The organism is Microbispora sp. CA-135349 (assembly GCF_050947365.1).
In the GTDB taxonomy this organism is placed as follows: domain Bacteria; phylum Actinomycetota; class Actinomycetes; order Streptosporangiales; family Streptosporangiaceae; genus Microbispora.
Window position 1 is genome coordinate 2,904,222 of the sequence record NZ_CP192001.1, and the last position, 12,598, is coordinate 2,916,819.

Sequence of the window (12,598 nt, forward strand, 5' to 3'; positions counted from 1 at the left end):
CCGCCGCGGGCGCGGCGGCCGTCGGCCGGGGGGTCAGCGGTAGCTGTGCTCGGGCCGGGGGAAGACCCCGGAGACGACCTCGTCGGCGTACGCGCGGATCGCCCGGTCCATCTCGCCGGCCAGGTCGAAGTACTTCTTCACGAACTTCGCGGGCTGCGGGGTGAGGCCCATCAGGTCCTGCCAGACGAGGACCTGCGCGTCGGTGTGGGGACCCGCGCCGATGCCGATCGTGGGGACGCTCAGCGACGTGGTGACCCGCTGGGCGAGGTCGGCGGGCACGCATTCGAGCACGACGGCGAAGGCGCCCGCGTGCTCCAGCGCCTTGGCGTCGGCCATGAGCTCGTCACCCGCCTGGCCGCGGCCCTGCACCCGGTAGCCGCCGAAGGCGTTGACCGACTGCGGGGTCAGGCCGAGGTGGGCCACGACCGGGATGCCGGCCGACACGAGCAGCTCGACCTGCGGGAGGACCCGGCGGCCGCCCTCCAGCTTGACGGCGTGCGCGCCGGCCTCCTTCATGAAGCGGGCCGCGGTCTCCAGGGCCTGCTGGGGCGAGGCCTGGTAGGAGCCGAACGGCAGGTCGGCCACGACCATCGCCCGCGACGAGCCGCGTACGACCGCCGCGGTGAGCGGGATGAGGTCGTCGACCGTGACGGGCAGCGTGGAGTCGTACCCGTAGACGACCATGGCGGCGGAGTCGCCCACGAGCATCACCGGGATGCCCGCCTCGTCGAACACCCGCGCTGTCATGGCGTCGTACGCCGTCACCATGGGCCACTTCTCGTGGCGCTCCTTGGCCGCGGCGATGTCGCGGACGGTGACCCTGCGCCCTGCGGCCCCGCCGTAAAGGGCGGGTTCGGACACGACGGAAACAGAGGACATGGCTACCTCCAGGCCTCGTGGCGCCCCTGTGGCGTCCCCGGACAGTCAGATCATTGCATGCCGACATGGCGTGGAACACCCCGGACGGGCGGCGTAATCCGGCCCTGCGACGGCTGGGACGAGTGGGACGAATGAGCCGACCCGGCCGCGCGATTGTCGGAGGCGCCCGGCACAATGCCGTGCGGAGGTAAGGAACCACAATGGCTTTTGATCGTTACCGGCGGGTGCTCGCCCTGCCGGGCGTGCGGGCGCTGCTGCTGGTCGGCATGATCGCGAGAATCCCCCTCACCGGCACCGGAATGACCCTGACCCTGCACGTGGTCAACAGCCAGCACCTGGGCTTTCTCCAGGCGGGTCTGGTCGGCACCGCCTCGATGGCGGGCACCGCGGTCGGCTCGCCGCTCGTCGGCCGCTTCGTCGACCGCCGCGGGCTGCGGCCGGTGCTGGCCGTGACGACCGCCGTGCAGCTGTGCCTGTGGTGCGCCGCGCCGGCGATGCCGTACGCCGTGCTGCTGCCGGGCGCGCTGATCGGAGGGCTGTTCAGCCAGCCGGTGTTCGGGGCCATCCGGCAGTGCGTGGCCGCGATGGTGCCCGTGGAGAACCACCAGACCGGTTTCGCCCTCGACTCGATGGGCGTGGAGCTGTCGTACATGGTCGGGCCCGCCCTCGCCGTCGCGAGCGTGACGGCGTTCGGCAGCACCGCGACGATGTACGGCGTGGCCGTGGGCCTGGTGGGCTCGGGGGTGGCGCTGTACCTGCTGAACCCGCCCACGCGGTCGGCCGAGGAGGAAGCGGGGCACGAGGGCGCCGTCCCCCGGCGGCAGTGGCTGCGGCCCGGCCTGCTCGCCCTGCTCTGCCTGGTGTCCGGGCTGACCTTCGTGCTCACCGCGACCGAGCTGAGCGTCGTGGCGATGCTCAAGGCCGGCGGCGCGACCGCCTGGACGGGCCTGGTCATCGCGCTGTGGTGCGCGTTCTCGCTCGTCGGGGGGTTCGTGTACGGCGGGCTGCCCCGGGGGCTGTCACCCGCGGTGCTCGCGGGCGGCCTGGCGGTGCTGACCGCGCCCGTGGGCCTGGTCGGCGGGGGCTGGGGCTGGCTCTGCCTGGCGCTGGCGCCGGGCGGGCTGCTGTGCGCGCCGGCGCTGTCGTCCACCGTCGACGCCGTCAACCGGCGCGTCCCGGCGGCGGCGCGGGGCGAGGCGATGGGCCTGCACGGCACGTCGCTGACGATCGGGGGAGCCCTGGCGGGACCCCTGGCCGGTGGGCTCCTGGACGCCCACGGCCCCGCCTGGGCCTTCGCCGTGTCCGGAGCGGTCGGCCTCGCGCTGGCCATGTTCGCCGCCCTGGTCTGGCGCGGTGCTCCGGCCGCTACGGCGCCCCTCCCCGCTCCCGCCGTGGAGTAGGGAGGAGGACCGGGCCGGGCGGGGGGAATCGTTTCCGCCCGGGCCGGGAATAGAACCGGCCCCCGCGCGGATGTACAGGGGGTGCGTGCGGCCGTCCCCCGGGACCGCCGCGCGAGACGCCGTGCGCCGCCCGCTCCGGATGGCCGCGCGAGACGCCGTGCGCCCCGGCGCTCGGGGGCGTGCCGGGGCGGACGCGCGTCTGAGACGAGCGGTGTGCGGGCCGGCACCCGGCCGAGCGATCTCGTCCAGCTGGCCGGCGGGTGCGGCGGCGCCGGATGGATTATGAAACGGTCCCGTTGCGTATCGGAATGAAAGAGCGCTACGCTTGCGTTGCGAAACTCACGCGTAGCGAAATCATGGGGGACTCCTTGGAAGCTCAAACAGACGCTCATACAGGTCACCCACGCCGATGGCAGGTCCTCGGCGTGATGGTGTTCAGCCTGCTGGCCGTCGTTCTCGACAACACCATCCTCAACGTGGCGATCAAGACGATCGCCGATCCCGTTCACGGCCTGGGTGCGACCCAGAGCCAGCTCGAATGGGCGATGAACTCCTACACGCTGGTGTTCGCCGGCCTGTTGTTCACCTTCGGGGTGCTGGGCGACCGCTATGGGCGCAAGCGGATGCTCATGGCCGGCATGGTCCTGTTCGGGCTGGCGTCCCTGGCCAGCGCGTACGCCCAGGACCCGATGCAGCTCATCGCGGCGAGGGCCCTGATGGGCCTCGGCGGCGCCGCCATCATGCCGGCCACGCTGGCGGTCATCTCGAACGTCTTCCCGATCCACGAGCGGGGCAAGGCGATCGGCATCTGGGCAGGCGGCGTCGGCATCGCCGTGGCGATCGGCCCGATCACGGGGGGCGTGCTGCTCGAGCACTTCTGGTGGGGTTCGGTCTTCCTCGTCAACGTGCCCATCGTGCTCGTCGGCCTCGCGCTGATCGCCACGATCGTGCCCGATTCGAAGGACCCGAACAAGACCGGTCTCGACCCCGTCGGCGTGCTGCTGTCCATCCTCGGCCTGATCAGCCTCGTCTACGGCATCGTCCGGATCAGCGACCTCGGCACCGTCGCCGACATCTCGGTCATCGTGCCGTCGCTGCTGGGTCTGGCGATCCTCGCCGCCTTCGTCTGGTACGAGAGCCGCATCGACCACCCCGCGTTCGACGTGCGTAACTTCCGCAACGCCGGCTTCTCCACCGCGATCGCCACCGTCGGCCTCGTGTTCTTCGCGGCCATGGGCGTGATGTTCTTCCTGGCCTTCTACTGGCAGATCGTCCGGGGCTACTCGCCGCTGCAGTCGGGGGCGCTCGTGCTGCCGTTCGCGGCCGCTCAGCTCATCTTCGCGCCGCAGAGCGCGCGCATGGTGCAGAAGTACGGCGCCCGGGCCGTCGGCACGGTCGCGATGCTCGTCATCACGCTGGCCCTGGCGTGCTACGCATTCGTGCAGGTGGACACCCCGATCTGGATCCTGCTGGCCCTCGGCTTCGTCCAGGGTGCGGCGATGGCCAACATCATGCCCCCGGCGACCACGGCCATCATGAACGCGCTGCCGCGTGAGAAGGCCGGTGTGGGCTCCTCGATGAGCAACGTCGTCCGGCAGGTCGGCGGCACGCTGGGCATCGCCATCCTCGGCGCGGTCCTGTCCGCCAGCTACCGCAGCGACATGGAGGACAAGGTCACCGCCCTGCCGGAGCAGCTCCGCCACGTCGTGACCGAGTCCATCTCCGGTGCCGCCGGCGTCGCCGGCCAACTGGGCGCGCGGGGGGCGAGCCTGCTCGACGCCGCGAACGCCGCGTTCGTCACCGGCGTCCACTGGGCGGCCCTCGGGTCGGCCTTCGTGGCCCTCGTCGGCACCGTCGTGGTGGCCCGCTGGATGCCGGGCAAGGCCTCGGTGGACGCCGCTGTCACCAGGGCTGAAACCGAAAAGGAAGCAGCGGTAGTGTGAACCTGCCATGAAGACGCAGCAGACGGCTGAGGGGGCGGCCCGCCCGGCGGGCCGCCCGCGCAGCGAGAAGGCGGACAGGTCGATCATCGAGGCGACTCTCGAACTGCTCGGTGAGGGCATCGGAGTTTCGGAGCTGTCCATCGAGTCGATCGCCAGCCGCGCCGGTGTCGGGAAGACCACGATCTACCGCCGGTGGTCCAACAAGGAGGACCTGGTGGTGGACGCCCTGGCGACACTCAAGCCGCCGATCCCGCTGCCGCAGGGCGGCACCGTACGCGACGACCTGGTGACCTACCTCCGGGTGATCCAGGAGGAAACCCGCCACCACCGCACCCGCTGCATCATGAACATCGCCATGAGCGACTCCGAACGGCACCCCCGGCTGGCGGAGCGGTTCCGCCAGCTGGCCGTGGAGCCGCGCAGGGCGGTGGTGGCGGCCGTCCTGCGGCGTGGCATGGAAACCGGGGAACTGCGAGCGGACCTCGACGTGGACATGGCACTGGCGCTCCTCAGCGGGGCGATGATCTGGCTCACGAAGTGGTCCCACGCCGACGCCTCCCAGGCCGACCTCCCGGAGCGGATCATCGACGAGGCGCTCAAGGGCTTCCGCTCCCGACCCTCCATCGCCGAGCCGTGACCCGGGTCCCCATCGCCGAGCCGTGACCCGTTCCTCCACCCCCGAGCCGTGACCCGGGTCTGCACCGCATGGTGATGCGGCCCTTCACCTCCAAGCCGTGAGCCGTGAGCCGTGAGCCGTCACAGGCTCACCACGGCCTCCGACAGGCTCCCGCGGGCTCGCGGAGCGGCGCAACGCGCCGGCCCGCGTCTCGGTGGGATCCGGGTACCACTGGCGGGCATGGACGCGAGGACGGACGGCCGTCTGCCGACGAGGCCGTCTCCAACGACCCCCTGACCGGTGCCGGGCCCTGCCCGGCACCGGTCACGGCGTTCCTGCGTCAGGCCCGCCTCGAGCGCGCCGCACATCCGGCTGTGCCATCGTGGCCATCGTGATGAAGCAGAACTCTCCCGGCGACAAGAGCGCGTAGGCGAGCTGAGTTGCCCGGCTACAACGATCGAGGTGGGACGCGAAAATCCTGCCTTTTCTGGCTTCTGACGGGTGTCGTCGCGACAGTGGTCGCGGCGGCCCTCGGCGCGGTCGGCTTGGTCATATGGTGGACTTCGGCTCTGAAGTCCCATCAGACGGAGCTGATGGAGCGAGATCGAGCGGCGATGGACCGTCAGGCGATCCTCGTCGGTGAGGCACTGTACGAGGGCAGCCGTGACGGCACGCTCACCGACGCGGAAATCAACAGCGCCACCAGGGGCTTCCCGTGGCATGCGGGTCGAAGTGCGAGCCAGATCCGGGTGGTGGTGCGGACCATGCCGACGACGCCGGTGAAGGCGCGGTGCTTCGTCTACCTGTTCTCATCGCCGCTGTCGTCGAACGCCCGCCCTCAGATCAGTGAGGTCGACAGCTGCGAGGAGGCCGTCCACCACCCCCGGCCCTCGGCCGGCTGGCGGTAGTAGCCCCAGGCGCCACGCCCGTAGATCATCGTGACCCACCACCAGCGCAGGTCCAGGCCGTGATCTCAGTGTCACCGGAGCACTAGAGGCGCTCGCGCCAGCGGGTGGTGATGGGCAGGCGGCGGTCGCGGCCGAAGTTCTTGGGCGTGATCTTCGGACCCGGCGGGTACTGGCGACGCTTGTACTCGGCGAGGTCCACCAGGCGGATGATCTGTGTGACCAGCTCGGGATCGTGACCGGCGGCGACCAGCTCGTCGCGGCCCATGTCTCGCTCCACGTAGTCGCGCAGCAGCCGGTCGAGCACCTCGTACGGCGGGAGCGAGTCGGTGTCGCGCTGGTCGGGCCGCAGCTCCGCGCTCGGTTCCTTGGTGATCGAGTTCTCTGGGATCGGGGGCTGCCCCGGCTGGGCGTTGCGCCACTCCGCGAGCTTCCAGACCACGCTCTTGAGCACGTCCTTGATCGGGGCGAACCCGCCCGCGGAGTCGCCGTACAGGGTGGAGTAGCCGGTGGCCAGCTCGCTCTTGTTGCCGGTGGTCAGCACCAGGTGGCCGTGCTCGTTCGACAGGCTCATCAGCAGCATGCCGCGCACGCGGGCCTGCAGGTTCTCGGCCGCCAGGCCGTGCAGCTCGATCTCCTTCTCGAACGCCGCGACGATGTCGGCGATCGGGACGACCTGGGAGTTGACCCCTTGGCGGCGCACCAGCTCCTCAGCGTCCGTGATCGAGTGGTCCGAGGAGTAACGCGAGGGCATGAGCACGACGTGGACCCGCTCGGGCCCGACGGCGTCGGCGGCGATCGTGGCGACGAGGGCGGAGTCGATGCCGCCCGACAGGCCGAGGATGACCGACCGGAAGCCGTTCTTGCGCACGTAGTCGCGCACGCCGAGCACGAGCGCCTGATAGATCTCCGCCAGGTCGTCCAGCCGCTCGGCGACGACCGGCGCCTCGGCCTCGTACGGCTCGACCGGCGCGCCCGACAGCAGCACCCGCTCGGCCGTGATGACGGTCCCGTCGTGCGCGTCGTGGCGGGACTCGCCGAGCTCGCCCGTGCCCTCCGGGAGCTCCAGGTCGGTGACGAACAGGTCCTCCTCGAACTGCGGCGCGCGGGCGACCAGCTCACCGGAGGCGTCCACGATGAGCGAGTCGCCGTCGAAGACCAGCTCGTCCTGGCCGCCGACCATGTTGACGTACGCGAGCGCGCAGCCCGCCTCGCGCGCCCTCCGCGCGCACAGCTCCAGCCGCACGTCGTCCTTGTTCGTCTCGTACGGCGAGCCGTTGGGGACGACGAGCAGGCCGGCGCCGGCCTCGGCGACCACCGAGACGGGGCCGCCGTCCTGCCACAGGTCCTCGCACACGGCCACGGCGACGTCCACGCCGTGCAGGCGGAAGATCGGCAGGCGGTCGCCGCGCACGAAGTAGCGGTACTCGTCGAACACCCCGTAGTTCGGCAGGTGATGCTTGGCCGACTTCGTCACCACCTGGCCCTCGTGGAGCAGGGCGACCGCGTCGAGCGGGGCGCCCTTGGGCTGTCCCACGCGCGGGGCGAGGTCGGCCCGGTCGAGGTAGCCCACCACCACGGGGAGGTGCCCGAGCCCCTCGTCGGCGAGCCGCGTGGCCGCCTTCGACAGTGCCGTGACCGACGCCTCGACGAACGACGAGCGGAGCACCAGGTCCTCGGCGGGGTAGCCGGTCAGGAACATCTCGGGGAACACCACGAGGTGCGCGCCGCGCTCGGCGGCCCTGCGGGTCCACTCGACGAGCATGTCGGCGTTGCCGGCGATGTCACCGACGACCGGATTGGTCTGGGCGAGAGCGATACGCAGTTGAGCCACGGTCCCACCCTAAGGTGTCCGATTATTTGTCGTCAAAGCGACGATAAGGGTCAGGTGCCGGGCGATCCCGGGCTGACCAGCCCTCTTTCGTACGCCAGAACCACGAGCTGGGCACGGTCGACCAGGCCGAGGTCGTGCAGCAGGGCCGTGACCTCGTCGGCGATCTCCCGCTCCGGCACGGCGAGCGTCATCGCGATCTGCCGGTTGGTGAAACCCCGGGCGACGAGTTTGATCAGGTCGATGTCGGAGTCGGACAGGCCCTCCGGCGCCGCCGGATCGCGCCGCCCGGCGAAGGCCGCGATGAGGTGCGTGGTGACCGCCGGGTCGATCAGCGCGTCGCCTTCGACCGCGGCCCGGATGGCCGCGATGAGCTGCTCGGGGGCGGAGGTCTTCAGCACGAAGCCGCTCACGCCTGCCCGCAGCGCGGCGTAGAGGTTCTCGTCGGTGCCGAAGGTGGTCATCATGATCACCTTCGGCGGCGCCTCGGCCGTGAGGATCCTCCGGGCCGCCGCCAGGCCGTCCAATCGCGGCATCTGGATATCCATGAGCACCACGTCGGGCCGTGCCGACTGGACGAGCGCGATCGCCTGCTCGCCGTTCTCCGCCTCTCCGACGAGGTCGAGCCCCGGCTCGCTGTCCAGGATCACCTTGAGACCGGTGCGCACCAGCGCCTGATCGTCGGCGATGAGCACGCGCAGGGCCGCCGCGGCGGTCGCCGCCCCTTCCGGCGCCGACGCCTCTCCCCACGCGGACGGCCCGTTCGGCCCGCTCGGCGCAGCCGGTGCGTTCCGCGCGTTCGGCGCGGCAGCGGAGGCCGATCCGGCCGCGGCCGGGTCGGGAGCGTCCAGATGCTTCGCCTGGACGAGGATGTCCTGCTCCAGACGCTGCAGGGTGGGGCCGAGGTCGAGCCCGAGTTCGTCGCGCAGCGCCTCCCGGGCCCGCCGCAGCGCGCCGAGCGCGTCACCCTGCCGGCCGGCGCGGTAGAGCGCGAACGCGAGCAGGCGCCAGGCCTCCTCCCGCAGCGGGTGCGCCGAGGCGTGCGCCTCCAGATCGGGGATCATCGGGCCGGTGCGGCCCAGCCGCAGCGCGGCGTCCGCGCGGCGCTCCACGGCCAGCAGGCGCAACTCGTCCAGCCGTGTGGCCTCGCTGTGCGCCCAGACCAGCTCCTGGAACTCGGCGAGGGCGGGCCCGCGCCACAGGGAGAGGGCCGTCTCCATCCGCTGCAGGGTCGCGGCCGGGCCGTCGTGGTCGCTCTTGACCAGGTGCTCGAAGTGCCAGGAGTCCACGTCCTCCACGTCCGCCCGCAGCGCGTAGCCGGGGGGAGCGGACACCAGGACGCAGGCCTCCTCGCGCGGCGCGCGGGCGGGTTCGAGCGCCCGCCGCAGCCGGGAGACGTATCCCTGGACGGTGGACAGCGCCTGGGCGGGCGGCTCGCCGGGCCACAGCTCGTCGATCAGCACGCTCACCGGTACGGCACGCCCTCCGGCCACGAGCAACCGGGCGAGCACGGCCTGTTGCCGCTGGCCGCCCAGGTCGAGCGTCTCACCATCGGCAATCGCCTCAAACGGCCCAAGAGCACGAAAAGTCACCATCGCACGGTAAGCGTAGAGCCAGTGACTCCCCAGAGCGTTCCTGCAGCCTCTCGGTTGGGTCACGAGCCGGACGGCGCGGGCTCAGGCGGTGAGCGGGAACCGGGCCTCGACGACCGTGCCGCCGGTCTCCGGGGCGGTGACCACGCAGCTTCCGCCCAGCTCCGCCGCGCGCTCGCGCATCGAGGACATGCCCACCCCCGCACGGAGCCGGGCGGGCGGGCCGATGCCGTCGTCGGCGACCGTCACCCGCAGTTCGCCGCCGCCGTCCCCGGCCGGGGAACGCGTGACGCGGACCTCGGCGCGCGTGGCCCGCGCGTGGCGGCGTACGTTGTTGAGCGCCTCCTGCACGATGCGGTACACCGCGACCTCGACGGCGGCGGGCAGCCCGGCCAGGTCGCCGTCCACCCGCACCGAGACGTCCTCGACGCCGTCCGTGCCCGCGGGCAGGGTCTCCTCCGCCAGCGCTCGTACGGCACCCGCCAGCCCCAGGTCGTCGAGGGCCGGGGGCCGCAGGCCGTACACGAGCTCGCGGATGTCGCCGGCCACCGCGTCCATGCCGACCCGCAGGTCGCGCAGCAGGTTGTCGGCCGTCTCCGGGGACCGCTCCAGGCTGTGACGCGCGATGTTGATCGTCATCGCCATCGCCCCGAGCGTCTGGCCGAGCCCGTCGTGCAGGTCGCGGCGCAGCCGCCTGCGCTCCTCCTCACGGGCGGCGAGGATGCGTTCGCGCGAGCGCTGGAGGTCGGCGGCCATCCGCACGGCGTGGGCGACGTCGGCCACGTAGGGGAGGAGCGTGGCGAGCACCCGCTCGTCGTGGGCGGCGGCGAACCGCCGGGCCCCCGGCGGGCCCACGAGCAGCCGGCCCACCGGCTCGCCGTGCCAGACCAGCGGCACCTCGCGGGGTGACGGCCCGATCTGGCCGCTCTCGACGTACCGCGGCCTGCCGTCGGCGATCTCGACGGCGACCCCGTCCACGGCCAGGCCCTCACGCACGACCGTCACCACCGAGGCCAGCGCGTCGGCGGGGTCGGCCCGCCGCACCTCCTGCGTCAGCCGCTCGGCGAGCAGCGCGGGGTCGCCCACCCGGCCGTACAGCGCGCGGTCGACCACGCGTTGCAGGGCGCGGCGCAGCGGCTGGAAGAACCCGCCGGCGAACAGCGCCGCCGCGAGCCCGGCCACCTGGTGATATCCGGAGACGACCAGGCTGGAGACCCCTCCGACCCCGAAGTAGACGGCGCCGACCATGCCCAGCAGCCCGGCGGTGACGAACGTCCGGCTGATCACCGTGTCGATGCCGTACAGCCGGTAACGCAGCACCGCGAAGAGGATCGTGAACGGGATGAGCGCCGTCCACAGCGTCGCGGGAAGCCACATCGACTCGCCCATCAGGAACCACACGACATATCCGGCGAAGGCGGTGAGCGGCCAGGCGATCTGCCGCCGCGTCACCGGGTCGGCACGCCGCAGGCGCAGCACGAGCGAGGCGAGCGCGGCGACGACGCAGACCTGGATCGCGTGAGCGAGAACCGTCAACGCGGTCGCGTAGACGGGCACGAGGGCCCTGACTTCCAGCGGGTTGTGGATGACCTCGGGCCAGGCGTACGCGGCGGGGTCGGGGTCGGGCCTCAGCACGCCCAGGGCGGCCTCGGCGACGCTGGCGGCGACGGCCAGCACGACCACCCAGCGCCAGCGGCGGGAGGGGAGCCGGCCGGTGGGCGAGCAGAGCGGCAGCAGGATCGCCAGCATCAGGCCCGCCACGGCCCAGGACACGACGGCGATCGCCCGGCCCGCGTTGGCCGCCCCCATCTCGCCCGAAGAGGCCCAGTAGAAGGAGAGCGCGGTGAAGGCGACGTTGGCCGAGGCCAGCAGGCCGCCCCCGCACATCAGCCACGCCAGGCTGAGCCGGGGCCGCTGGGAGACCAGGAACGCTCCCGTGACCGGGAACGTGAGCGCGACGCCGAAATCCGGCGTCAACGGGGGGTGCGGCTGCCATTGCGCGGGGATCCGGACCTGGACCAGCACCCCCAGCAGGGTCAGGACCAGTGCCACGGCCGCCGTCACCCAGGCCACCGCCCGCGCGGGAAAGGCTGGGGGGTTCTCGTCCATCCTGTGATGGATTATGTCCTGTCCGGTTCCGCTCTGACCAGGAAACGGCAAGCGCGTACGTCTCTGCGGGCCTACGCCGTCCGGGCGGCGCGGCGGCGGACGGCGCGGCCGATGAGGAGCTGGCCCGCCGCCGCGAGCAGGCCGAGGCCGCCGAACAGGGGCCACACCAGCCCGGGGGCGTCGGCCAGCAGCCGGGTGCCCACCAGGGGCGCGAGCAGGGTTCCGGCCGACCAGGACAGGCCGTACAGGCCCGAGTAGCGCCCGCGCAGGTGGGGCGGCGCGAGCGTCGCGACGATCGCCCCCGGGATCCCGGCCGTGAGCACCTCGCCGAGCGTCCAGACGGCCACGGCCGCCGCGTGCCCGGCCGCCGACGACGCCAGTGAGGTCACCGCGAATCCGACGCCGACGAGCGCGAACCCGGACGCGAGGACCTTGGACGAATCGAACCGGGCCAGCCACGCGTTGGTGAGCGGCTGGACGACCACGATCAGCAGGCCGTTGACCGCCATCGCCATGCCGTACGCGCTCGCGGGCAGCCCCTGGCCGGTCATGGCGAGCGGCAGCGTGGTGTAGCCCTGCAGGTAGACCAGCGAGTACGCCAGGTTGCCCAGCACGAAGACCAGCATGAGCCGGTCGCGCAGCACGTCGGCGAACCGGCCGGGCAGCGCGTCCTCGCGGGCCGGGCGGGTCTCCGGGATCGCCCGCCACACGAGAAGGCCGAAGATCAGGCAGGTCACGGCGTCCACCCAGAACAGCACGGTGAAGCCCGAGTGGGCGAGCCACCCGCCCGCCACCATGGCGACGGAGAAGCCGAGGTTGATGGCCCAGAACAGCAGCCCGAACGCCCGCGGCCGGTCCTCCGGCGGCACCAGGTCGGCGACGATCGCCTGCGAGGCCGGGCGGTAGGCGTCCACCACGATGCCCAGCACGAACATGCCCGCGACGAGCCCCGGCACGCTGGTGGTGTAGCCGAGCGCGACCATGGTGACGGCCGTGGCGACCATGCCGCCCGTCAGCGTGATCCGGCGCCCGAGGCGGTCGGCCAGCCACCCGGCGACCGGCTGCGACAGCAGGGACCCCACGCCGAACATCGTCATGACCAGCCCGGTGGTGGCGAGGGAGACGCCGCGCGCCTGGGTGAGGTAGATGCCGATGAACGGCTCCACCATCGTGCCGAGCCGGTTGACGAACGTTCCGCCGAACAGCACCCAGAACGGCCGGGGCAGGCCGCCGACCTTCGACTGGATGAAGCCCGGTTTGCTGATCACTGTGGTCACGGCGTCCACCCTTGGACAATCGGGACTCGCCGTGCCAATCTTTTAG

At 72.1% G+C, this 12,598-nt stretch carries 9 protein-coding genes; 4 read left to right on the forward strand and 5 right to left on the reverse strand.

Translation table 11 applies throughout. The features are described from left to right. Window positions 1–33: 33 nt before the first annotated feature. Window positions 34–879, reverse strand: a complete 846-nt coding sequence (gene panB, locus ACQPZZ_RS13660) for a 3-methyl-2-oxobutanoate hydroxymethyltransferase (RefSeq protein WP_432932112.1) — start codon at window positions 877–879, stop codon at window positions 34–36. A gap of 200 nt (window positions 880–1,079) precedes the next feature. On the opposite strand from panB, the gene ACQPZZ_RS13665 reads away from it, so the two are divergent. The 4 genes from ACQPZZ_RS13665 to ACQPZZ_RS13680 all read left to right on the forward strand — a co-directional run bounded on the left by ACQPZZ_RS13665 (window position 1,080) and on the right by ACQPZZ_RS13680 (window position 5,746). Then, window positions 1,080–2,279 (forward strand): MFS transporter, encoded by a 1,200-nt coding sequence (locus tag ACQPZZ_RS13665; protein WP_432932114.1) that lies wholly within the window; start codon window positions 1,080–1,082, stop codon window positions 2,277–2,279. Between the two features lie 428 nt (window positions 2,280–2,707). Then, the gene (locus ACQPZZ_RS13670; RefSeq protein WP_432934380.1) at window positions 2,708–4,222 is read left to right on the forward strand and encodes an MFS transporter; all 1,515 of its coding nucleotides are present in this window, start codon (window positions 2,708–2,710) and stop codon (window positions 4,220–4,222) included. Window positions 4,223–4,229: 7 nt separating this feature from the next. Next, window positions 4,230–4,859 (forward strand): TetR/AcrR family transcriptional regulator, encoded by a 630-nt coding sequence (locus ACQPZZ_RS13675; RefSeq protein ID WP_363637232.1) that lies wholly within the window; start codon window positions 4,230–4,232, stop codon window positions 4,857–4,859. A 572-nt stretch (window positions 4,860–5,431) separates the two neighbouring features. Beyond that, window positions 5,432–5,746, forward strand: coding sequence for a hypothetical protein (locus tag ACQPZZ_RS13680; RefSeq protein WP_432932116.1), 315 nt, complete (start codon window positions 5,432–5,434; stop codon window positions 5,744–5,746). A gap of 82 nt (window positions 5,747–5,828) precedes the next feature. Here the strand turns inward: ACQPZZ_RS13680 and ACQPZZ_RS13685 are convergent, their stop codons facing one another. From ACQPZZ_RS13685 to ACQPZZ_RS13700, 4 genes are all read right to left on the reverse strand, one after another. Next, the gene (locus ACQPZZ_RS13685; RefSeq protein ID WP_432932118.1) at window positions 5,829–7,577 is read right to left on the reverse strand and encodes an NAD+ synthase; all 1,749 of its coding nucleotides are present in this window, start codon (window positions 7,575–7,577) and stop codon (window positions 5,829–5,831) included. A 50-nt stretch (window positions 7,578–7,627) separates the two neighbouring features. Beyond that, window positions 7,628–9,169, reverse strand: a complete 1,542-nt coding sequence (locus ACQPZZ_RS13690) for a BTAD domain-containing putative transcriptional regulator (RefSeq protein WP_432932120.1) — start codon at window positions 9,167–9,169, stop codon at window positions 7,628–7,630. A gap of 81 nt (window positions 9,170–9,250) precedes the next feature. Beyond that, window positions 9,251–11,275, reverse strand: a complete 2,025-nt coding sequence (locus tag ACQPZZ_RS13695) for a sensor histidine kinase (RefSeq protein WP_432932122.1) — start codon at window positions 11,273–11,275, stop codon at window positions 9,251–9,253. Between the two features lie 71 nt (window positions 11,276–11,346). Then, window positions 11,347–12,552 carry an MDR family MFS transporter gene (locus ACQPZZ_RS13700; protein WP_432932123.1) on the reverse strand — a complete coding sequence of 402 codons (1,206 nt, stop codon included), beginning with the start codon at window positions 12,550–12,552 and terminating at the stop codon, window positions 11,347–11,349. Between the last annotated feature and the right edge of the window lie 46 nt (window positions 12,553–12,598).

What these genes read in the sequence shown, in the direction of transcription:
- ACQPZZ_RS13680 (WP_432932116.1), top strand. Translation starts at nt 5,432, where the DNA reads ATGGAGCGAGATCGAGCGGCGATGGACCGTCAGGCGATCCTCGTCGGT.
- ACQPZZ_RS13690 (WP_432932120.1), bottom strand. Translation starts at nt 9,169, where the DNA reads ATGGTGACTTTTCGTGCTCTTGGGCCGTTTGAGGCGATTGCCGATGGT.
- panB (WP_432932112.1), bottom strand. Translation starts at nt 879, where the DNA reads ATGTCCTCTGTTTCCGTCGTGTCCGAACCCGCCCTTTACGGCGGGGCC.
- ACQPZZ_RS13670 (WP_432934380.1), top strand. Translation starts at nt 2,708, where the DNA reads ATGGTGTTCAGCCTGCTGGCCGTCGTTCTCGACAACACCATCCTCAAC.
- ACQPZZ_RS13665 (WP_432932114.1), top strand. Translation starts at nt 1,080, where the DNA reads ATGGCTTTTGATCGTTACCGGCGGGTGCTCGCCCTGCCGGGCGTGCGG.
- ACQPZZ_RS13675 (WP_363637232.1), top strand. Translation starts at nt 4,230, where the DNA reads ATGAAGACGCAGCAGACGGCTGAGGGGGCGGCCCGCCCGGCGGGCCGC.
- ACQPZZ_RS13695 (WP_432932122.1), bottom strand. Translation starts at nt 11,275, where the DNA reads ATGGACGAGAACCCCCCAGCCTTTCCCGCGCGGGCGGTGGCCTGGGTG.